General features: G+C 57.8%; 13 protein-coding genes and 1 tRNA gene. 6 read left to right on the forward strand and 8 right to left on the reverse strand.

Features of this window, described 5'->3' with window-relative positions:
- Nucleotides 1–19 precede the first annotated feature (19 nt).
- Entirely contained in the window at nucleotides 20–649 is a 630-nt protein-coding gene (locus H0921_RS03130; protein ID WP_194536542.1) for a 3-keto-disaccharide hydrolase, read from the reverse strand.
- Nucleotides 650–931: 282 nt separating this feature from the next.
- Here H0921_RS03130 and H0921_RS03135 point away from each other — a divergent pair, with 282 nt between their 5' ends.
- A complete protein-coding gene (locus H0921_RS03135; RefSeq protein ID WP_315851834.1) occupies nucleotides 932–2,398 on the forward strand; it encodes an MFS transporter in 1,467 nt (488 codons plus the stop codon).
- Nucleotides 2,399–2,608: 210 nt separating this feature from the next.
- Here the strand turns inward: H0921_RS03135 and H0921_RS03140 are convergent, their stop codons facing one another.
- Together H0921_RS03140 and H0921_RS03145 are read right to left on the reverse strand one after the other, a co-directional pair.
- Nucleotides 2,609–3,577, reverse strand: a complete 969-nt coding sequence (locus H0921_RS03140; RefSeq protein WP_228498908.1) for a sugar phosphate isomerase/epimerase family protein — start codon at nucleotides 3,575–3,577, stop codon at nucleotides 2,609–2,611.
- A 186-nt stretch (nucleotides 3,578–3,763) separates the two neighbouring features.
- Nucleotides 3,764–7,234: a hypothetical protein gene (locus H0921_RS03145; RefSeq protein ID WP_194536543.1), complete on the reverse strand. Its 3,471-nt coding sequence runs from the start codon at nucleotides 7,232–7,234 to the stop codon at nucleotides 3,764–3,766.
- Nucleotides 7,235–7,430: 196 nt separating this feature from the next.
- Here H0921_RS03145 and H0921_RS03150 point away from each other — a divergent pair, with 196 nt between their 5' ends.
- Together H0921_RS03150 and H0921_RS03155 are read left to right on the forward strand one after the other, a co-directional pair.
- Nucleotides 7,431–8,357, forward strand: coding sequence for a PDZ domain-containing protein (locus tag H0921_RS03150; protein WP_194536544.1), 927 nt, complete (start codon nucleotides 7,431–7,433; stop codon nucleotides 8,355–8,357).
- A gap of 41 nt (nucleotides 8,358–8,398) precedes the next feature.
- A complete protein-coding gene (locus H0921_RS03155) occupies nucleotides 8,399–9,298 on the forward strand; it encodes an aspartyl protease family protein (RefSeq protein ID WP_194536545.1) in 900 nt (299 codons plus the stop codon).
- Between the two features lie 93 nt (nucleotides 9,299–9,391).
- On the opposite strand, the gene H0921_RS03160 is transcribed toward H0921_RS03155, so the two are convergent.
- From H0921_RS03160 to H0921_RS03170, 3 genes are all read right to left on the reverse strand, one after another.
- A complete protein-coding gene (locus tag H0921_RS03160) occupies nucleotides 9,392–11,938 on the reverse strand; it encodes a DUF4159 domain-containing protein (protein WP_194536546.1) in 2,547 nt (848 codons plus the stop codon).
- 228 nt (nucleotides 11,939–12,166) lie between these two features.
- Nucleotides 12,167–15,139, reverse strand: coding sequence for a phosphoribosylformylglycinamidine synthase subunit PurL (purL, locus tag H0921_RS03165; protein ID WP_228498909.1), 2,973 nt, complete (start codon nucleotides 15,137–15,139; stop codon nucleotides 12,167–12,169).
- The gene (locus H0921_RS03170) at nucleotides 15,054–15,938 is read right to left on the reverse strand and encodes a prephenate dehydrogenase (protein ID WP_194536547.1); all 885 of its coding nucleotides are present in this window, start codon (nucleotides 15,936–15,938) and stop codon (nucleotides 15,054–15,056) included. Before H0921_RS03170 ends, purL begins: the two co-directional genes overlap by 86 nt.
- Here H0921_RS03170 and H0921_RS03175 point away from each other — a divergent pair.
- Complete coding sequence (locus H0921_RS03175) at nucleotides 15,937–17,403, forward strand: DUF1501 domain-containing protein (protein WP_228498910.1); 1,467 nt, start codon at nucleotides 15,937–15,939, stop codon at nucleotides 17,401–17,403. The genes H0921_RS03170 and H0921_RS03175 overlap by 2 nt on opposite strands.
- A 34-nt stretch (nucleotides 17,404–17,437) precedes the next feature.
- Nucleotides 17,438–18,130 (forward strand): 3-keto-disaccharide hydrolase, encoded by a 693-nt coding sequence (locus tag H0921_RS03180; RefSeq protein ID WP_228498911.1) that lies wholly within the window; start codon nucleotides 17,438–17,440, stop codon nucleotides 18,128–18,130.
- A gap of 314 nt (nucleotides 18,131–18,444) precedes the next feature.
- Here the strand turns inward: H0921_RS03180 and H0921_RS03185 are convergent.
- Both H0921_RS03185 and H0921_RS03190 read right to left on the reverse strand, forming a co-directional pair.
- Nucleotides 18,445–18,517 (reverse strand) — tRNA-Val (locus H0921_RS03185).
- Between the two features lie 282 nt (nucleotides 18,518–18,799).
- The gene (locus tag H0921_RS03190) at nucleotides 18,800–20,149 is read right to left on the reverse strand and encodes a Gfo/Idh/MocA family protein (protein WP_194536548.1); all 1,350 of its coding nucleotides are present in this window, start codon (nucleotides 20,147–20,149) and stop codon (nucleotides 18,800–18,802) included.
- Between the two features lie 650 nt (nucleotides 20,150–20,799).
- Between H0921_RS03190 and H0921_RS03195 the strand changes: the two genes are divergently transcribed.
- Entirely contained in the window at nucleotides 20,800–22,344 is a 1,545-nt protein-coding gene (locus H0921_RS03195; protein WP_194536549.1) for a TolC family protein, read from the forward strand.
- The last annotated feature ends 8 nt before the right edge of the window (nucleotides 22,345–22,352 follow it).

Raw genomic sequence — 22,352 nt, forward strand, 5'->3', positions numbered from 1 at the left:
GATTCCGCGATCCGCTGGCTCATTTCGACGACAATTGTGTAAAGCGGATGTTGCGGAATGTCACCGTCATAGGCCCGCCCGCGTGGATCTGGAAGGCAATGATTCCCGCCGGTGGCAATTTCTCGAACACTTCGTCGATAAAAGTTTCGCCGTTGATGGTGATAGTTACCCGTTGGCCGACGGCTCGAATGCGGTATTCGTTGAAACCATCCGGCTTGACGAACTTTTTGACCCGATCCGCTGGGGCCTGCTTCATCATACCGCCGAAACGTTCCCCATATAAGCTCCCCCAGTACTGCTGGCCAATGTCGGCTTGCGGACCAGCGACGATGAACTTTCCTTTTTCCTTCGGGCCATCCAGCAAGCGGCTGCGGATTTGTACTCCGCTGTTTCCCTTGGCATTTTTTAGCTCTACCTCAAATGCCAGCTCAAAGTCACCATACTGTTTCCGGGAGCAGAAGAAGGTGTTGAAACCGGGATCCTTGTCCGCGTGGCCAATGATCGTTCGGCTCTTGGGGTCCAGCTTCCAATACTGGGGTAACCCTTCCCAATTGGCCGGATCCAGGAAAGCGTCGGTGTCATCGGCCTGAACCCGGGGCAGAAAGGCTAGCACAACTAAGCCGGTCAGGACCAGCAGGCGGCGGAACATTGTGGTTTCCTCCTCTGAGGCAGAAATCAGGTGTGGCTCGCCTTACCTCTTCCGAGTGTAAGGACACCGTGAACGTAGGGTCAATCGCTTCAGACGCTCACCATCATCCGCACGGAGCGTTCCTGCGGCAATAGTGTATTGCATTTTTTCGCTCATTAGGTCGGGTTGGGGAACTTTCCCCATTCCGTCTCCGCTGGCAAAGCGCGGCTGGTTTGCTAAGCTCATTATCATCCTGCCGAGCCATAGCTGATCTGAGCTTTGCTGTATCCAGGAGGCCACCGCGTGACCACAACCCCCCCTTCCGTAGCCGCCCCTCTTTCCCCATTGGTTCGCAGTCTGGTGCTGATTGCCGCAGCCATCGGCTTCCTATTTGACACTTACGAACTGCTCATGTTTCCCGTCATTGGTGCCCAGGCGTTGTCGGAACTACTCCAAGTGGAGCAGAATTCGACCGAGGTGAGACTGTGGGCTGGACGCATGTTGTGGATGGCGGCTCTCTCCGGCGGCATTTTCGGGCTTTTCGGAGGCGTGCTGGTCGATCGATTCGGGCGCAAAACGGTTATGATCGGCAGCATTCTGTTGTATTCCCTCTCTCCTGTGGCAGCAGCGGGGAGCACGGCGTTATGGCACTTCGTGCTCTTTCGGTGTACCACGTTCATCGGTGTATGCGTTGAGTTAGTTGCAGCGGTCACTTGGCTGGCTGAGTTGTTCCTGGACAAACGCCAGCGGGAACGGGCCATCGGTTGGACCCTTGCCTTTGCTTCCCTTGGTGGCATCCTGGTGACCGAGGTTTTCAACGGTATTGTTGCCTGGCTTCACCACCAGCCCCAGGGACTGAGCTGGCTCAGCCACGTGGGCATCTCCCCGACACCGTGGCGCTATACTTTGCTGACCGGTCTGATACCAGGAGTATTGATCCTCCTATTGATGCCGTTTGTTCCAGAAAGCCGTATTTGGCGGGAGAAAAAGCTAGCTGGCACCTTGCAGCGGCCCCGCATTGCCGAGTTGTTTTCACCCCAGCTCCGGCGAACCACACTGGTTACGACCATCCTCTCGGCTTGCAGTTACGGCGCTGCGTTTGGCGCTTTGCAATTAGGGCCATCTGTTATGGTCGCGGGACTGCCCGATGTCCATCAAGCGAGGCAGGAAAGCAAAGAGAAAGTATCCGCTTTGCAAGCGGCGTTGAAAAGCCCCTCCGCCGAGGAACGCCAACAGGCACAAGAACAGCTCCAGCAGGCCCAGGCTGCGGTACCGCGGCTGATCGATGCCAAGCGCGGCCAGATGCAACGCTGGCAGGAAATCGGAGGTCTGACCGGGCGTATTCTCTTTGCCTTACTGGTCGTCTATGTATCCAGTCAACTCCTCATCCGCATGTTTCTCCTACCCGGCTTGGTCCTGTTCCCCGTGACCTATCTCGTGCTCTACCACAGCGACTTTGCCCTTTTCTGCGCCGCACTTTTCCTCTGCGGGTTAGTCACTGTGGCACAGTTCAGTTACGTGAGCGAATACCTACCCAAGGTATTTCCGGTGCATCTGCGAGGAACGGGCAGCAGCTTTGCTACCAACATCGGGGGACGCATGATTGGGACCATGGCAGCCGTCATCAACACGGAACTGCTAGCCCCTCTCTTTTCCGGAGAGAATCCTCACCGAGTGGCCATCGCCGCGGCGGTCATTGGCACGGCGGTTTATGCCATCGCGTTGCTCGCTTCCTTCTTCCTTCCTCCCCCACGGCAGGAGGCCGATTGACCCGCCTTCATTATGCAACTTGCAACCGTAGATGCTGCCCGCAATGCCACCCTGGCAAATACAATGCCCCAAGCCAAGCGTTGGGCTACATCGTATATTCACTTCCACTTGTGACTCTACTCATCCCCCCAACCTAAAGGAATAGGAATGGTTTGGGCAGTCCCAGGAGCAGCGTAACAGGTCTGCCTTCCGAATCACGGAGAAGAGCGACTAGCCGACTAGTTGACGGAGCTGTTTGAGATAGCGGGGGACTGCCACTTTCGGCTCCTCGGCCGCTTCATACTCCAGGGCGACGTATCCCTGGAAGTTGGCCTCTTTGAGGATGCGGATAATGCGAGGTAAGTCGGCTTCTTCCCGTTTCTTGTCCGCCCGGATGATCTCCGTTTTCACTTGGGCCACAATACCATAGGGCACTATTTTGGCGATGTCGGCGTAGGGGTCAGCAGTGTGGAAATTGCCAGTATCCACATTGACTCCAAAGGCTTTGCTGCGGACTTGTTTAACGAGTGTCAGAAGCAATTCCGGGGTCGCCGTAATGCCGCCGTGATTCTCCAATGCCACTTTGACGCCGACTTTTTCGGCATGAGCGCAACACTCTTCGATGGCAGCCACGACGCGCCGTTGGGCATCTTCGAGGGTGTCGCCGCGCTCCAGGCTTCCCGCAAAAATGCGAACCGTTTCAGCCTCCAGCTTCGCCGCTCGCTCCAGCCAGGCTTTCACCGTATCGATCTCGGACTTAAGACGCTCCGGATCGCGCCGGCAGAAATTGTTCCCCACCGGAACTCCGGAAATAGCCAAACCATGCTGGCGGCACCGATCCTTAAGTTTCTTCAGATAAGCATCACTGGTTTCGGCAAAATAGTAGGAGGTCAGTTCCACTGCCTCCAGGGGTCCCCAAGCCGCGATGTCGATGAAGTCGAACAAGGTGAGAGACGGCTTTTTCAAATCCAGATATTGCCGGTAGCTATAGGCAGCTAAACTCAACTTGAGGAGCGGTTTGTTTCCGGGCCGCGGGACAGGATCAATCGCTTCCGGAATACGACCGGCGTTTGTTTGCCCGATGCCGGCCGATGCCGGAGCTGGTACCACCAGTGAGTTGGAAGATCGAGCTAAAGCCCCCGTTCCAACCGTCAGCATTCCGCCCACAACAGCGAGGAAATCGCGGCGCGAGCCTCTCATGTCAGCACCTCCTAATTCACAGAGTTCGCGATCAATTACCTCCGGCCAATCCCCTCCGTAAACTTTCTCCGGAGAGCATGGTAAGCTCCGAGTGTGGTGTACCCCGTTGAGCCGTGTCGTCAACCGGAGAAATCTTCTCGCATCTGAGGGAAAATGCCGCCCGGAGTCAACGGCGTGGGACCATTCTCAAGCCGATGCAGCCAAAGGTTTCGCTTGCAACGCTCGGTCCCATTCTTCCTGCCATTCCTTCCAAGCAACATGGCGGCGCAAATCGTCGAAATCTTTAGCCAAAGGAACGTCTAATTCCAGTCTCTGGCGTGTCGCATAAACTTCGACCGCCGCCTTATCGAGCAAGCCCCGAAACGCCAGGATCAAGATCGAACGTTGTTCATCGCTGAGCCGTCGGGTCCAGCCCCACTCGACAATTTCGGCGTGGATACGGCCTTCCATCTCTTCAAAAGCCAGTTGCAGCGGAACAGGCCCGAGGTGGGGATGGTGGAAGCTAACCGTTACGCGCCGGCATCCAGTCTGAATGTGATCGAGGTGCAGCGGCAAGCTGTCCTTGGCCACACGATGGAGCAGCGCAAGGCACTCCCGCTCGACAAAGTGCTGGAGTTCGTCCACTACGTGATGGAGCCTCTGCCGCCAGAAGTGCTGTTTATCCCGTGTTTGGGCGCGGCGCAGTTTGCGATAGCAGCGCGGCAAGGTTCCCGAATGAAACCCTGGCCGCAAAAGTCCGCGCATCGTTTCTCCGTGGCTGCCAATAACCACGGGAGACAAGCGCCGCGGGCGGTTGGCGGCGTACAGCCGCCAATTCTCCTTCAACTCCCAGGCAATAAAACCGAATATGCCCGGAATCCCATTGATGATCATGCTGACGGTCCAAACGGAAATACCAGTCCAATCCGCGATTTGCGGGACCAAAGGCCAAATCACTTTGTGCGAAACTGTCACGACCGGGAAATGTTTGATCGGGTTGACCTGCGGCTCAACTAACAAGTAGAAGACAAAGCGGAAGGTATAGGCGACGGGAAACCAGAGCAATCCGAGCACAGCCTTGAGCGCCACGCGACCGCGAGAATCTCCCCGGCGATAACGCAGCCATTCATCCACGGCGTACAGACCGCGCTCCACCCAATTCACCAGCCGGTGAAACCAGTCGATAAAGACGCTGATCAATCCGGGAAGGAGATTGACCCGCACTTGCCTCCACCAATCGGCGAGAGCTTCGGCAATGCGATCTTGGATCACCCATCCCCAAGGAGTGTTGTAGGCGATCGTCAGGCCCGCCCAGATAACCATCCAGAGCCAGTCGAACAGGAATACCGGACTGACACCCAGCAGAATGAGGACCAGATAGCAGAGCAGGGTGAGGATGGTGGGAGTCCAGAAATGATGGAAGAGGAAACGGATTGGCCGGCTCTGGCGCAGGGAGCGGAATAGGGGTGCTCGCCAAAGAGCGCGCGGCCCATCCCAGAGCGCCAACCGCAGCAGCACGCCGGCCCGCCAGAGAAACTGTACCACGAAGCGGCGGAATGGTGCCACATGAAGAAGGAGAAGCAAAAATATCCCTACCGCTATGATGGTCGGCGGAGCCACGAGCCATGACGGCTGGTGTTTCTCCGGCGTCGTCACTGCTGCAGATGACGTTAACACTCCAGTCACCAGGGCGGAACCTGGCTCACTTCCGTACCACAAGATGGTCCCATCTGGCGAAGTAGGTGATGAGGATGAGGCGGGAGCCGCAGTTTCACCCGCAGGGTCCTCCACGTCCCATTCCTCCGTCCATTCGTCATCGGGTGGCACAGAGATGGCACGAGGGGGTGGAGCAACCGCCAGTCCCGTTTCGGAATCGACGCCCATTTCAGAGGAGATAGCATCGGGAAGCGGTACAGTTGGGAGCGCTGGAGCCGTGATGCCTGGTACGAATAAGTGGATCGCCTTCTCCCCTAAGTGGCGTACCTCTTCGAGAAACATCAAGATCAAAAACGCACCGCCGAAGGGCAGTGCCAGGTACAATGTCAGCCAACGACCGAACACTGTTCCGAAGAATAGAGCGCTGAAGCGCTGCAAGCCCCGAAGATAGATTTCCCCCCGATGATAGATGCCATCCAAGGTTTCCGCAAGCAAGGCATCGGCCCGAAGCAGTCCATCTCCCCGAAACCATTCGCCCAAGCCTTGGAGGTCCGGCAATTTCAAGGTGTTGCGTGCCACGGCATCCCGCAGGTGGCCAAAGCGTGCATAACCGCTAGTGCAAATCTGGTCGAGCAACTCGGCAATCAGTTTTTCTCGGCCCACCTCCTCGACCACCGAGGTAGGAACCAAACCGGCCTGCTGCAAGCAGTCCCGGATCAACGGCGCCAACCGCTCTCGCACGGAATGTTCCAACTGCTGAATCTGATGAGCGAAGAGCTGGTCGAGTCGCAACCGCGCCGCGGGGGATAAACCGCTGCGTTGCATCTGTCGCCGGGCTTTCTGAAGGCTGATCAGTTGGCGCACCCAGCGCGCATGAGGCAGGGACCGGACAATCGGACGGCGCCCCAAGGTGGCGAGAAACTCGACCAGATCAACGGTATAAACATCCCGCTGGAGGGTGCTTTGCAACTTCTGCAACTCGTAAAGGCAACGGGCGGCACGAGGCCAACCTCCACAAGCCGCCAGGGGCAGGAGGGGGCGCAAGGCTTGTTGCCATTCGTTTTGCATGGCCTCATCCCATTGCCACAACTGCCCCAAACCGGCGACCACTTGCCGCAAAGCATCTTCTGCTTCTGTGTAGGCACGCCGTTGTTCCTCCTCCGCCGTTTCCAACCCCGCTCGGCGCATCTGGAGGATAGCAGCCCGAATCCAATTCCTTTGCGCGAGAGCTTCCGCGGTTTGCCGTTTCAGAGTTTCGAGGTCAGCGGAATGCCTCCTACTGGCACCGGAGAGACGCTCCGATCCCGACAATACCGTCATGGCGCGAGAATCTGAGACAGTGGGCAATTCCCACCAATGCTCCTCGATGGGAGGAGGTTCGTAGGCCTCAGCAGCCCCTTCCGGACGTGTCCGAAACAATATCTCTTCTGCTCCAATTTCTCGGGCCAGCTCTGCCCGGACCTGCTCAACAGCCGGAAGCGAGGGGAAAAAGTCCGAGACGCGCTCGGGGTCGAAAAAAGCTAGGTCGAGGTACACAGCAGAGAAAGTACGGTAGACGATGGACGCCGAGGCGTTTTCCGGCAAAAGATGTTCTTCCGTTAAAACGTGCAGGATTTCGCGTGCGGTCGCAGGTCCCCACCGCTCCAGAAGGTGCCAGCAGTCCTGCGGCTTCATACCTTCCTGTTGAAATCGCTGCTCCCATTGGTGTGCTATAGCCGCTTGAAACAGCACCCGCCAATACGCCCGCAGTACTGCCGCAGCGGGAAGATGATCCAATAAACGGTCATCCGGGGTGGTGACCAACAGGAGTGACGATTCCTTTCCTCGAAAAACCGACTCCGGCAGCGTACCCATCGCCTCCAGGTCGGTGCGGGAGACCCAATAAGGTAAGGCCGGATGCAGCGGATAGGGATAGCCCCAATCCGTCAAGTAGTAGAGCACTTGCAGCAAATGCCGCTCGCTGATCAAGCGCACAGCCGGCTCTACACGCTGGAGTTTCGCTTCCAGTTCCTGCACATCCACAGCACTGTCCCCCGTTGCCGATTTGCTCGGTCGCTGCCTATCCTGGCTCTGAAGTCTTAGCCCCTGCCCTGTCCGGCCTGGTTGTTATCGAAGAATCTGTGGTAACAGCCATCCCTGAACCTTGCGGAGGGGATGTGCTATCATACTAGCATCAAACGATCCTGGGCCAGATTCCAACCCGTAACGGATGTCAGTTATGCGCTCCCGTTTTCAGAAAATTACGATGGCTCCCATTACCATTCTGGACACGGGGAATCGCCGGCAGTGTTGGTACATTGCCGCCGCTCTTTTCCTGCTCGCGGGGAGCATAGCAGCAGACGTCGCACAGCCTGCGTTCGCCAACCCCACCCCTCCAGGAACCCATCGGTACAAGGTACCTTACCGCTTGACAGATAGCCAGCATGTGTTGGTCCGCGTCAAACTGAATGGCAAAGGACCGTTCCACTTCATACTCGACACGGGAGCACCTGCGGTCTTCCTCACCAAAAGTGTGGCGAAGAAAGTCGGGGTGACGGCGGACAGGCAAGGTTGGGCTGTCTTCGACAGTTTCGAGATTGAAGGCGGTGTCCGCCTAGGCAAGGTGAAAGGCCGGATCGAAGACCTGGTGCAACTCGACGGGATGAACACCTTGGGGCTGGCAGGGGTTGAGCTGCACGGTGTCATCGGTTATAACGTGCTGGCCCGCTTCCGCATCGAATACGACTTCACAGCGGACAAGTTGGGCTTTGAGTACCTGCCGCATTTCGAACCACCGGACCCAGAGCGTTTGCGCGCGGAAGGCCCCGATGACATCCAAATGATGGGACCGTTCATCAAGATGATCGCGGCCCTAACCGGGATCAAGGCGAACTTCGCCGTAGCGCCTCGCGGCTTCCTCGGAATCGAAGTCGCACAAAGAGATGGCAAGGTAGTGATTCAACGCGTCTATCCCGGTACTGCCGCAGCTCAAGCTGGTTTGCAACCTGGCGATATCATCGCCTCTGTCCGGAACCAGAGTATCGATGTTCCCGCTGACCTTCATCGTGCTTTGCGGCGTGCTGGGGTCGGCAGCCCGCTGGTTTTGACCATCGAACGACAGGGGAAAACCCTAGAAATCCGCCTGGAACTCGGCCGAGGATTGTAAGCATGCGATGGGGAATTGCTGGAAGAGTTTTTCGGCGAAGCATGCCGCTGTTCGCAGTGTTGGCTGCGATGCTTGGGTCAGCCGCCGGGGCGGTTTCGGACCCAGCGAATCCTCCGCGGCCAGCCGACACTCCTAAGCCAGCACAAGCAGGCGATCCCACCACGGCTCCAGAATCGAAGGGCCAAACCGAGCCGATCGTCATTCCTTTTGAACTGCTCCGCTCCCGGCACATGGCCGTGCAAGTCAAAGTGAATGGAACCGGTCCCTATCGACTTGTCTTCGACACCGGGGCACCGATGAATCTGGTCAGCAATAAGCTGGCACGAGAAGCAGGGTTGCTCAAAAAGGGTGAGCGACCGGTGCTGCCCCTCTTCGGCATGGGCGGACCGAAGACGATCCAAACGCTGGAAATCGGCCAAATCAAGTTGCAGAATGTGCCCGCCATCGTCATGGACCATCCAACCGTCGGTGCGATGGCGAAAGTGCTCGGTCCCATCGAGGGGATCATCGGCTTCCCTTTTTTCGCTAGGTACAAGACGACAGTGGATTATCAGAAGCGTGAGATAACCTTGGTACCTAACGGATACGAACCGAAAGATGTGATGCAGGGATTGATGGAAAAACTGATGAACCCCCCCAAAGGAAAGCCGGAACCGCGCATCCTCGCCCCCGCCGCTTTGTGGGGTTTCCAAGTGGATAAAGCGAACGACGACACGCAAGAGGGAGTAACAGTCATCCGCGTCCTGCCTGATAGTCCGGCGGCTCAGGCGGGGTTACGGCCCGGCGATCGGCTACTGATTCTGGACGGCCGGTGGACCGACTCCGTAGCGGATACCTACACCGCCGCTGAAGCCATCAAGCCGGGGCAGAAGGTCGTGGCAGTGGTGCTCAGGAAGGGCCAACGCTTGGAACTGACTGTAATACCCCGTGCAGGATTCTGATAGGTCTCTTGCTTCAACATCCAACTCCGTGAGGTGCCGGCAGTATCATGAAATGCCGGCAGTTCAAGGCAAGCGAGAGCTTTCCGGGAAAGCTCAGCGCTTGAGGGAGTAAAGCACGACGGCAGCAGCGATGCGCAAGGCACTCTCCTTGTCGTGACCGAGGCAATCGGCGGCCTTGTGGCCTTCGATCGCACATCCCACGTCATATTTGCTGTAGATGACCACCCATCGGCCATCGACTTGGATTCCCTCCAGCAGCACAGGATAGGTGCGCATTTCTATCTCCGGTCCACTCCCATCGGCCTTTTCCCGGCGGCAGCGCACGGTCCGCAGATCGATTCCTGCCTCGCGTGCCATGCGGAACAATGGTTCCTCTCGGCCATCGGGCAATTGGCTCTCGATGACCACGAGTTTATGGTTCGGGTAAAGCCGGTTACAGAGGTCCCGGAAGGACCGGTCAAACGCCTTCCAGGCTTCCATTCCATTGCACGCAGCATCGACAAAAAGCAGTCCCCCGGAATTGAGATTGGCCTGGAGGGTTTCGATTTCGAGATCGGAGAGTTGCAAAGGCTTGCGTCCATGCAGATACATGAACTTGAAGAGGAACAGTTGTTCGTCCCCTGGCGGGAGCACCACGCTGGTTTGCGCCACATCCAAGCGCGCCTGATCCCGCAGGAACGCCATGAGGTTTTTCAATGCGTCCGGGGCAGGTCGATCGCCGACATCGAGTTGCGCCGCTCGGAAATGACTGCGGGTTACGCCTGTCTCTGCCCCCTTGGCCACCACCTGAGTCCGCGTCAGTTTAGGTTTGGGCAATTCCAGCCCTGTGGCATAAGCGACGATATTGCGGGCTAAGCAAAAGGCCTTTTCGCCGCGCTGGGTGGGCCGGCGGGAATCCTTGGGCATGTATTTGGCCTCTTCCCAATAACCAGCCAATGGTTTGGGAGAAAAAACACAGACCGTGCGGCATCCCCGCTCCAGTACCTCCAGATCGGGAAAATCGAGCGGCGTGATCCCCGGTAGGATCGACCAAATGGCGTGCTCCGGAGGCAGACGACGGAATGTGTTATCGGGAAACAGCTCCTGCATTAGCTCCTTGAAAGAGGCAGCGAATTCTGGATCACCACAGCAGGCTTCAGCCAGAACGAATCCCCCCTCCTCGATGTAAGTTTTGAGTATTTCCTTCTGGGCCGCACTCAGGCTGCCGCGCCCCCCGACGATCCGCCCATGACCGTTAATGTAAAGCAACGGGGATTGGAGTAGCACCCCGACTTCCTCCAGGATTTTGTCCTTGCTGGAACGCCCTCCTGGTGCCAAGTCGTTGTCAAAGCTCAAGCGGCGCGCGTCGTACACTTGCCAACTGAGAGGGACACCGTCAAACAACTCCCGGCTACAAAACTCCACGATGTTTCGCACATCATTGTGCTTGCGATTCCAGTTGACCTGGCCGCTGTCTCCCAGGGACAACTCGATGAGCACACCATTGCGGAATTGGAAATCCCCCCAAGCCCATTTACTGATGAGCACGGGTGTCCGACCCTTGGCCAAAAACAGCAGAGCAAATGAGGTAGAAATGATCGGAGCCGCATCGATGCCACCCTTGCCGACAATCGCTCCGCTGGGTTCCTGGCGTGTGATCAACCACTGGCAGCCTTCCCGATACCAATCATGCCGACCGATGAAACGCTCCCCGGAGAGGCGGCCCAACCGCTCGATGCCATAAACGTTGTAGAAACTGGACTTGGGCGAATCAAAATTGAAGTGGGAAGCCACCCAGTTCAGGCCGCGGGTGAGGGCTTGGTTTTCGCTATAGACGCCGCAGTTAGCGGCTACGCCGGTTTGCGGATCGAGTTGCTGTTCACTCTCATCGAGTCCCATACTGGCGATGTACAAGCCACAGACCCCTGCCACCGTCATGCTCAAGCTGGGTTGCATCCCTCCGATGTTGGCGAGCGTGGCATAACTCCACGAGCCACTCATAGGTCCTTCGACTCGCTGGGTGCGGGTGTAGAAGGCACGGATCTCACGCCAGACGGTCGGATCAATCATGGCACCGGCTTGCTTGGCGGCATAGAGACCCAGCAAGGCATACTGGGTGTTGGAATTATCTGCCATGTTAGAAGGTCCGGCAGGGTAACTCCATCCGCGCAACTGCCCGCCGACCACTCGCCCTCGCTCGTCGATTTGCCAGCCGACTCCTTGGCGGATAAGCCAGTCCGCGTTGCGTTGGATCAAAGGCAGGTCCCGTTTCTGGCGGGCTTCGGCGAAGACCATCGTCTGCAAGCCGACCACGTAGGTTTTGCGGGGGGGCAAGGAACGGAGATAATCCAGGGCTTTGGCGACCGCGGGATCATCCGGGGGAACGCCACTGGTTAGCAGCGCCAAAGTCGCCAAGGCAGTAACTCCACCCTCCATATCTGCGAGCACATTCAGTACCACCCCTTCCCAATTCCCATCCCGCTGCTGGCTCTTGAGATATTTGACGCCCAGTTCGATCGCTTTACGCACCTTATCGACGAGTTCCTCTTCAGCCTTGATGACGGGAGCGCGTGAGCCGGCCGCCTTGGCATTGGGAGGTGTTGGCCGAGGGGGTTGAGCTGGCAGAGGCAAACTCACCGCTATCAGTATCCCTCCGATCACACTTGCCATTCCTCCCCTGCATAGCAGTGAGCTGGTTCCAAGCCGGCGGCTCATGATGTTTCTCTCCATCCTCACCGTTCCCCCTGGCATAGACTTCGTGAGGGAAACAGGTGGTATGTTCAGCGAGCAGTGATGTGCCGGCCCCTCGTCTCCCGATTGAGCAGCACAACATTTGCGCGAGATGCATAAACTGTCCCGCACCCCTGCTCTGTCTCCATTGTACCGGAATTAAGCGATCTGGAGACTCTGAGATAAGGGCCTCTGCCAGGCCTGCTTCAATTCTCGAAGCGACGCCCAGATGCACCACTGGCCATTCTGATCAGCGATGCGAAGGCGAGGTTCGCTAACCGTGATGCCGATTTCGAACCAGGGAAGGTCGCCTAACACAGCCGCCAGAGCATCGCGATGTTCTGGGGCCACCTCCAGGAGGAATCGCGAGGGGGATTCGCTGAAGAGCCGCTCCGCCTTGCTACCCTCTCCGGGGAGCCGCTGCACATCGGCACCCACCTGGCCAGCAAAAGCCATTTCCGCAATGGCTACGGCCAATCCTCCTTCGCTCAGGTCATGGCAAGCCCGTACCCACCCGTGCATGATGGCCTCATGTACGGCAGAGAAGATGCGGGGGGCCTGCTGAGCATCCACCTGAGGGATGCGTCCTCCGACTCGACGGGTGATTTGGGAATAGAGCGAGCCGCCCATCTCAGCTCGACTCTCGCCAACGAGAATGAGATGATGGCCAGGACCTTTCAAATCCATAGTCACGCAGCGGCGTACATCCGGGATGCGTCCCAGGGCAGAAATCAATAGGGTGTGGGGAATGTCCCGGCGAGAGCCGTCAGGACCGCGATAGGTGTTGTGCAGGCTATCCTTGCCGCTGATGAAAGGGGTCATGTAGGCGATGGCTACATCCCGGCAGGCTTCCGCCGCCCGCACCAATGCTCCGAGAACCACAGGGTCCTGGACATTTCCCCAGCAGAAATTGTCAAGTAGGGCGATGCGACGGGGATCAGCACCCACGGCCACCACGTTGCGCACCGCTTCATCAATAGCCAGAGCGGCCATCGCGTAAGGGTCCCATTCACCGTAGAGCGGATTGATACCACATCCCACGGCCACTCCGAGCCAGCTATCCGCTAAAGGTCGCAGCACGGCCGCATCGGACGGCCCGTCATTCTCGGCCCCGACCAGCGGCTTGATGACACTCCCTCCCTGCACCTCGTGGTCATATTGCCGGATCACCCATTCCTTAGAGGCTACGGTGTAATGCCCTAGTAATCGCAGCAACGCTTCCTGTTCACTCAACTCCAGGGGTGGAGTGGAGGCGGAAGCAGGCCCAGCGTAGAGAGCGCCATCGGAGCGCGGTGTTGGTGGAGGCCATGCGGCTTCGCGCACGACGGCAGGCCGGCCTTCATGGAGGAAGTGAATATCCAGGTCGGCCACAACGTGGCCTTCATAGGTTAGTTTCAGTCGGCCGCTAGCCTCGAATTGTCCCAGCACCGCGGCTTCCACATCTTCGGACGCACACAAGGCCTGCAGCTCCGGCCATTTCTCCGGAGGCACAGCTAAGATCATGCGCTCCTGGGATTCGCTGATCCAGATTTCCGTGTAACTCAGCCCCGTATATTTAAGCGGGGCCGCCTCCAACCGAACCGTGGCCCCCAATCCCGCAGCCATCTCACCAATTGCGGAGCTGAATCCTCCTGCTCCACAATCCGTGACTGCGCGAAACAGATTGCGGTCTCGCGCTTGCAGCAGGACATCTAGCAGTTTCTTTTCCGTAATGGCGTTACCGATCTGTACCGCGCCGCCGCTGACCGCCTCAGACTCATGAGTCAGTTCCAGACTGGAGAAGGTCGCACCGTGGATACCATCCCGACCTGTCCGACCGCCGACCACTACAATCCAGTCTCCCGCGGCTACGGATTTGCTGGCTCGATCGACTGGCAGCAAGCCTAAGGTGCCGCAATATACGAGTGGATTCGCTAGATAACGCTCATCAAAAATGATTGCGCCATTGACAGTGGGAATTCCCATACGATTGCCGTAGTCCCGAACGCCGGCCACCACCCCTTGCAAGACGCGGCGGGGATGCAACACACCTTCCGGCAACTGTTCGGGGGGATAATCAGGGGGGGCAAAGCAAAAGACATCCGTGTTGGCGATCGGTTTGGCACCACATCCTGTTCCTAACACATCGCGGATCACCCCGCCCACGCCGGTGTTGGCACCCCCGTAAGGCTCCAGGGCGGACGGATGATTGTGTGTCTCCACCTTGAAGCAGAGATGGTAGCGCGGCTCCCACTGCACCACCCCGGCATTGTCCTCGAAGACGCTCACGCACCAATCCTCCGCTCCCAATCTCCGGCGGATCTCGGTTGTGGCTGCAAAGATCGTTTCGCGGAGCAGGTGACGGTACGTTCGGCTGCTGCCGAGGGTTCCGTCCCGCAATGTGATGGTCCCTTTGAGCGTCTTGTGGGAACAGTGTTCGGACCAAGTTTGGGCAATGGTTTCCAGTTCGCAATCGGTGGGTTCACGACCCAATTGGCGGAAGTGGTCCTGGATGGCTTGCATCTCTTCTAAGGAAAGGGCCAGCATCCCTTCCCGGCTGACGCGAAGCAGGCCTTCCGGGTCTAGGTCCCGCAATGGCACTGAGACTAAGTGAAAGCGGTAATTGGCGCCCAAGCTCAGATGACGGACAGGCAAAGGGCCTTCCAAGACCTGCTCGATGGCCTCGTTGGCTAGTACCTTGCCGATGAGGCGGGTGCGATCCTCTGCGTTGAGTGCACCCCGGAGATAATATCGGCGGAAGGTCCGCACTGCCTCGATGGCCCAGCCGAGCCTCCGGGCTGTTTCCAGCACGGTTTGCGCGACCGGGTCCATCACGCCGGGCTTGTAGGTAATTGTCAATGCATTGCCAGCATCTGTCCCGGCAGGTCCAACGATTCCTTCTTCCACAATGGGATCCACGAGCACTTCCCGGACCAAGCGGGAGAGGGCCTCCGAACTGATATTCCCTTCCAGCCAGTAACCCCGTGCGGTCGATTGGATCAACTCCTCTGCCCGCCGGGCATGGACAAGCAGATCGAACTCTTGGCAGACGCGTTCCCGCTCCGCATCACGTCCGATCGGACGGATTTCCACTTCCCAAAGCATGGCGCACCTGTTGGGCTTGAGCCAGCCATTCGCGGAGACCTCGGCCATCGCCGGTCTCCAGCAAGCGGCGGAACCGAAGTAATTCTCGTTCCCATTCATGAAGCGATTGCTGGACGGCGTCACAGTTGGCTTGCAGGATCGCGGCCCAGAGCTGGGCATCACCTGCCGCTACGCGGGTCGTGTCTCGAAAGCCGGAGGCGGCAAACACCAGCCATTGAGCTGGCGTGGCCAGCACCAAGGAGGCCGCCAGAACATGGGGCAGATGACTGATGGCGGCAGCCATCCGGTCATGTTCCTCCGCCGACATTTCCAGCACCTCAGCGCCTAATGCGGTCCAGAAGGCCCGGGCGCGCGCTAGCCCACGCGGAGTATTTTGCGCCGTAGGAGTGAGAATGACCCGACGCTGGTGGAACAGATCGGCTTGGGCGTGGCGTGCCCCGCTTTTCTCTGACCCGGCCAAAGGATGCCCAGGCACATACTCCACATGCCGCGGCAGCTTGCCTTCCAGAGCAGAGATGATGTTACGTTTGGTGCTGCCGACATCGGTGATCAAGCTCCCTAATGGCATATGTTTGGCAGCTTCACTGATGCAGGGAGCGATCTGATCCACAGGAACGCAGACCACCACCAGGTCGGCCCGGCTGACACCTTGGGCTAGGGAACAGGTCCACTCGTGAATGACACCCTGTTGTTGTGCCAGTTCCAGTTCCTCTTGTTGACGTCCCACACCGATGACGCGCTCCGCCAACTGCCGCTGGCATAACGCCTTCCCCACCGAACCTCCGATCAGCCCCACTCCCACAATTGTGACGGCTCCCCACTTGTCAGGGAGCGATGTTTGCGGCATGATAGTAGCAGTTTCCCCACCGGATAAGTCCAACGGCATAACAGTCCGTATGCTCCGTATTCCTCGACTGATAAGCCACCCTGGTTACCCACCCTCCCGGCGCGAATGGCTCCGCCTAAGCACCGCGGCTCTCTCGCCCCTGTTGCTTCACGCTGGCAAGGGAGTTACCGCACGGCCTGAGCGTTTCACCTCCGCCTCCGCTTCCCTGCCGGGTTTAGGCCGCGCCAAATCTGTGGTCATTATCTTCACCAGCGGGGGACAAAGCCAACTGGACACCTGGGACCCCAAGCCCCAAGCGCCGGAACAAGTCCGCGGTGCCTTCCGCACTATTGCCACAACCGTGCCGGGAATCCGCCTATGCGAACATCTGCCTCGCCTGGCTCGCCTAGCCCATCGCTACCTCATCGTGCGGACTATGTCCCATGATGATCTGGATCATGGCTCGGCCTGCTACCTGGCGCTCACTGGGCAGTTCCACCCGCGCAAATCTTCGAATCCTCCGCCACGACCGGATGATTACCCTGCCCTCGGTGCTGTACTCACACGTTTGCGGCCCCATCCTCAACTGCCCTACACAGCCCTCCATATCAACGGCCCACTGTTGGCGCCGCGGGAACCCGCACCGGGGCAATTCGCCGGCTTTTTGGGACAAGCTTACCAACCCCCTGAGCTAGGCAATCCTCTGGAAGAGAATCGCTTCCTCCCAGTCCTCCGCCTCTCTCCGGACATCACGCCTCAGCGCTTGGCCCAACGCTGCGAATTGCTACGCCGCTTGGACCCTCAGCAAGCCGCCCATCCCCTCACCCAACAGGCTTTGGAACTGCTCCGCAGCCCCCAAGTCGCCACAGCGATGGACTTGCGGCGAGAACCCCTATCCCTCCGAGAACGCTACGGATTGTATCGATCAGGGCAAGCTTGCCTCCTCGCCCGCCGGCTCGTCGAAATCGGCGTCCCGTGGATCACCGTGTTCTTCAACCACAATATCCGCGGGCAAGATGCCCACCCAAACGTTACCGATGAATATGGTTGGGATACCCACAACGATATTTTTGAAGCCTTGCGGGATCACCTTCTGCCCCGTTTCGATCTAAGCGTCTCGACATTTCTCGAAGACTTGCAGCAACGCGGTTTACTGGACACCACTCTGGTGGTCATCATGGGTGAATTTGGACGTGCCCCCCTCGTGGCTAAAGAAAGCCGTTTTGCCGGCTCCACACCCGGACGCAAACACTGGGCCGCTTGTTACTCCGTTGTCCTGGCCGGCGCGGGCATCGCAGCCGGAGGTGCCGACGGTGTCTCGGATCGCCATGCCGCCTACCCCACCACACCCCCCGTTTCCCCTGCCGATTTGGTAGCCACACTCTTCCATGCTCTAGGCATCCCTCCGCACACCCACTACACCGACCCTGTGGGACGAAGTTTCCCCATCACGACGGGACAACCCGTCCTTCGTTGGTTCCGTTGACGTCCTCACGCTCCCCCTATTCCAGGAGGTTGTCATGCGCTACCTGATGTTTGCCACAGCCGGTTGGATTGCCGGATGCTTAGCTACCCTAACTGCGACGCCGCCACTACCTGCGGCCCAAAATGAAGGTTTCACACCCCTGTTTGACGGCAAGTCCTTCGAGGGCTGGTACTTCACCCTGCGGGCCAACAAAGATGGGTCCAAACCGGATCCCAAACTGACTTGGTCCATCGTGGAGGGTTACATCCGCTGCACCGGCAAACCCAACGGCTGCATGGTTACACAAAAGGAATACAGCGACTATGTCCTCAAACTGAAATGGCGCTTCCCTGCCGGGAGCAAAGGAGGCAATAGCGGCGTTCTCCTCCATGTGCAAGACGATGAAATCTGGCCCACCTCTGTGGAAGCCCAGCTCCAGTCCGGACGCGCCGGTGACTTCTGGCTCATTTATCCCCCCAAAGTCAAACTGGAGGTAGATCCTAAACGCCAGGACCCCAAACAGGCACGCCATTACTTCCGGATCGAAGCGGACAAGCCTATCGAAAAACCCTTCGGCGAGTGGAACGAATACGAAATCACCTGCAAAGGCGGCGACATCACTCTGGTCGTCAACGGCATGAAGGTCAATGAAGGCAAGAATGGCAACCTCACCAAAGGCAAAATCGCCTTACAGTCCGAAGGCGCAGAAATCCACTTCAAGGACATCATGATCAAGTCCCTCAAGTGATCGCCGCCCACATCCCATCAAAGTTCAACCTTGCCATCCACCGGGTTCGCTCGGACGGCCTTTCCAAACCGAGGAAAGGCTAAAGCCGCCCGAAGTTGCATGGACTCAACGCACCTTGGTCGAGCGGAGGACCTAGACAAGGCCCTACACAAGGCTGCTTGGCATGTGTGTCTGACGAACAACAAAAGCAACATTCCCACAGAGCGTTGCTACTGACACGGAGGGGGTTGCAATTTCAATTGTGGGAAAATTGCGGTGATAGACGAACTGATGAGTCTGCTCCGGTGGGGTATGATCCCTTGAGCAGTATCAAGTGGGCGGTACAGGATTCGAACCTGTGACTTCCACCGTGTGAAGATGGCACTCTAGCCGCTGAGTTAACCGCCCTCGATCAACTAACACCTTTGCTGCAACCATCGTGAGCAAGGGTTTCCCTCACAATGAGGGGAATGATGTTAGTATTATATCGCAGCCTGTCTGATCGAGTAGGGGGGACCAACGCTCACCTATCCCCCGTCGTGGAGCCAGTGAAAGGCGGCCGGTTCCTCGTCAGCCCTCCTTGATCAAAGGCGCTTCGCCGTGTGGTTGCATGTCTTGGCGACCCCAAGCGGAATCGGCACGCGGCAAGTCCGTCAGTATGAGTATCGTGCGCGAACGAGCCAGATGCGTTCAGTCCGGCAAGCGATAGGGCTTGCGATATTCGTAATGCAAGAATTGGTTAGCCTGGGTGTTATTGGTAAAGCGTTCGGCTGTGGCATCCCATTCAAGGTAGCTGCGGGTGCGATGGGCGATATTTGCGATCAAAGCTGCCGTTGTGACAGCATGTCCCAATTCGATCGGACAACTGGGTTGCTGGCGAGTTTTGACACAATCGAGGAAATTGCGAGCATGATCCGTGTCAAGGATGCGAGCGGTGACTTTGCGCGGTTCAATCTTAGGTTTGGCACCCATCCGATAGTTACGCTCTAAGCTGCGATCCAAAGGTGTGCGAGCGGGAAACTCATTGGGTGTGAGAACTTCCGGCACGACTTCATAACCGCTGGTGCTCAGATAAAGCGTGCCTAAGGTGCCGCGGAACTCGATTTCGCAGGGCCGGGCAGCCGCCGGGGCGCCGTTGGCGTTGTACTGTGAGAATGTCACCAAGATGTCACCGGGATAGTGCCAGAGGACCTCCAGAGTGTCGGGCACCTCGCGGTTGTCATAATTGGCGAATTTGCCCCCCATGGCGACCACAGCCCGTGGTGCTTGCAGGTTCAAGGCCCAGTGGATGGACGCCAGATAATGGACGCCAAAGTTGGTGAGTTGTCCGCCGGAGTAGTCGTAAAACCAGCGGAAGCGGTAAAAGGTACGATTTTTGTTGTAGGGTTTGCGGGGTGCAGGTCCGAGCCAAGCATCCCAGTCAAAGCCAGGGGACGGATCGCTATCCGGCGGCGAGCCGATTCCTTGGGGCCATTCGTTCTGAATGTGGAAAGCGCGGGCGACCGTCACCCGCCCAATTCCTCCGCCGCGAATGAACTCTGCCACCTCCCGACCCAAAGCCGAAGAGAGGCGCTGAATACCGACTTGGACCACCCGGCGGTGCTTGCGGGCCGCTTCGACCATTTTGCGTCCTTCCACGACCGTCAAAGAGAGCGGCTTTTCTACATAGACGTCTTTATTGGCTTGGCAGGCGTGTATAGTTTGCAAAGCATGCCAGTGATCCGGGGTGCAAATGACCACGGCATCAAGCGTTTTGTCATCGAGCATTTGGCGATAATCATGATAGAGAGCCGGCTGAGTACCAATTTTTTTCGCGGCAAATTCCCGGTAAGGCGGGTAGATGTCACAGACGGCGGCGACTTCGCAATCCTTATGAGCCAAAAACGCTGATAGGACCTGATCTCCGCGATTCCCCACTCCAATAAACCCCACCCGCACGCGTTCATTGGCTCCGTAGACCCGGCGGGCACTCAGAGCCGACAAACCCACAGCAGCGGCTGCACTGGTGCGATGAAATTGCCGTCGTGTTAAGTCTGACATGGCCACACCTCCTTTTACTACGTCATCATCATCCGGTGGTTTAGCATACACCGCTTGCATCGTCGGCTGGTACAACTTGCTCCTATCCTACCACCCTGTAAACAAGTTGTCCAAAACCTCAAATCGCCCTCAGTACCAACCTACTCGACTCCACGAGGAATAAGAAACGAGGGACATCCCCCGCTGGCATCTCCGAGCAATGCTCACACTTGCTTCCAAACAGTTCCGACATCACGGAAAGGAAATACAATCGGACTATACTGACAATAATACGACAGCAGAGTATGTGAATTCCGTCCGAAAACCCTATCTCTGTGATTAGGTATATGGGCTGAAAAAATGGGTTATTCCGATGATATAGATCAGGCAGACGATTGAGTGGAGGAGACAGCATGCTGGTGTCGATAACAACTTGATGTAAGGAACAACTAAGCGAAGTAGGAGGCACGATGGTTTATGTCAGCCTCAGGTGCGGTGTGATTGGAAGGCTGACAGCCGTGATGTTAGGGCTTTTACCGGCCTGCACAAGCCTGGAATCGAGCCGCCTTGCCATCCCTACGGAGCTTTCAGCAACGACGAAGACAATTCAGCAGATCCCTGATTCTCAAAGTATCCCCGAAGGAGGGTTGTCCTCGGAGTCCTTGCGTGAGATGCCCCCGCTTGAGGAATGGGTTTTAGCCCAGAACACCAAGCCGGATCCTCCATTGTCCTTACCTTCGCCGCCGGCTGAGGTGGATAATCCCCTGCCGATCACTTTGGGGGCGGCTCTGCGTCTCACGGGAGCGAATGCCCTGGATATTCAGATCGCGGACGAACGGGTGCGGATAGCGTCGGCTCAGTTAGCACGGGCCCAGGTATTGTGGCTACCGAGCATCAATCTGGGGGTAGACTATTTCCGACATGATGGTCAGATTCAAGACGTGATCGGCCACGTTTTCACGACCAGCCGCTCCTCATTGTTACTAGGTGCAGGACCTCAAGCAACGGTATCCCTGACCGACGCCGTGTATGCTCCTTTGGCTGCTCGACAAGTTGAACGTGTGGCACAAGCCGACGCTCAGGCGACGCGCAATGATACCACCTTGGCTGTGGCATTGGCTTATTTTCAGGTGCAGCAAGCGCGCGGAGAGGTCGCCGGTGCCTTGGATACTTGGCGGCGAGCAGAAGAACTGGCCAAACGCACACAAAAACTGGCTCCCGATTTGGCTCCAGAGCTGGAAGTCCATCGGGCCAAGGCGGAAGCCGCTCGACTGCGGCAAGTGGTGGAAAGTGCCTATGAACGCTGGCAGACCGCAAGCGCGGAACTGAGCCGCCTGCTCCGCCTTCCCCCAGGCACCTTGCTGACTCCCATCGAAGACCCCGCCCTGACGATAGACCTGATCGTCCCTCAAACGCCGCTCCAAGAATTGATCGCTCTGAGTTTGTCTCATCGGCCCGAACTTGCGTCTTATCAGGCAGCGGTGCAAGCGGCTCTGGTTCGGCTGCAACAGGAACAACGCCGGCCGTTCTATCCGACGGTAGTCATCCGGGGTGTCGGTTCCTACACAGCAGGGTTGGCAGGCGGATACTTCGGCGGTGGAATCAATGACGACCTCCAGAATTTCAACGCCCGTTTCAGCGTGGATCTGCAAGCCATCTGGGAGCTAGAAGGGTTGGGGCTGGGTAATCGGGCACGCATTCGCGAACGGCAAGCCGAGTATCGCAAGGCACTTCTGGAATTGCAACGGAGTCGGGACATCGTGGCGGCCGATGTCGTCCAAGCCCATGCTCAAATGGAGCGATCCATCCGACGGCTCCAAGCTGCTCAGGAGGGTGTGCGCCAGGCGCAGGCCACTGTGGAAAAAATCTTGCAAGGATTGGGCCAGACCCGCCAAGTGGGCGGACAACAGGTGCTGGTCTTTCGTCCACAAGAAGCGGTAGCGGCAGTGATCGCCATAGAGCAAGCCTATCGCAATCTTTATCAGGCAGTAGCCGACTACAATCGCGCCCAATTCCGTTTATATCGTGCCCTCGGTTATCCTGCCCAAGCGTTAATCCAACCCGAGCACTCCGGTGTGACTTTGCCGGGGACCACGGTGCCGCAATTGCCTATCACAGCGCCCCAGCCCGTATCAGTGTTTCCGCCGCTGACTGCACCTCAAAAGCCTCAATCTCTCGAGCGTGTTCCGAGTGAATCGTCTGGGGACGGCCAATGAGATGCCTC

The organism is Thermogemmata fonticola, assembly GCF_013694095.1.
Taxonomy (GTDB): Bacteria; Planctomycetota; Planctomycetia; order Gemmatales; family Gemmataceae; genus Thermogemmata; species Thermogemmata fonticola.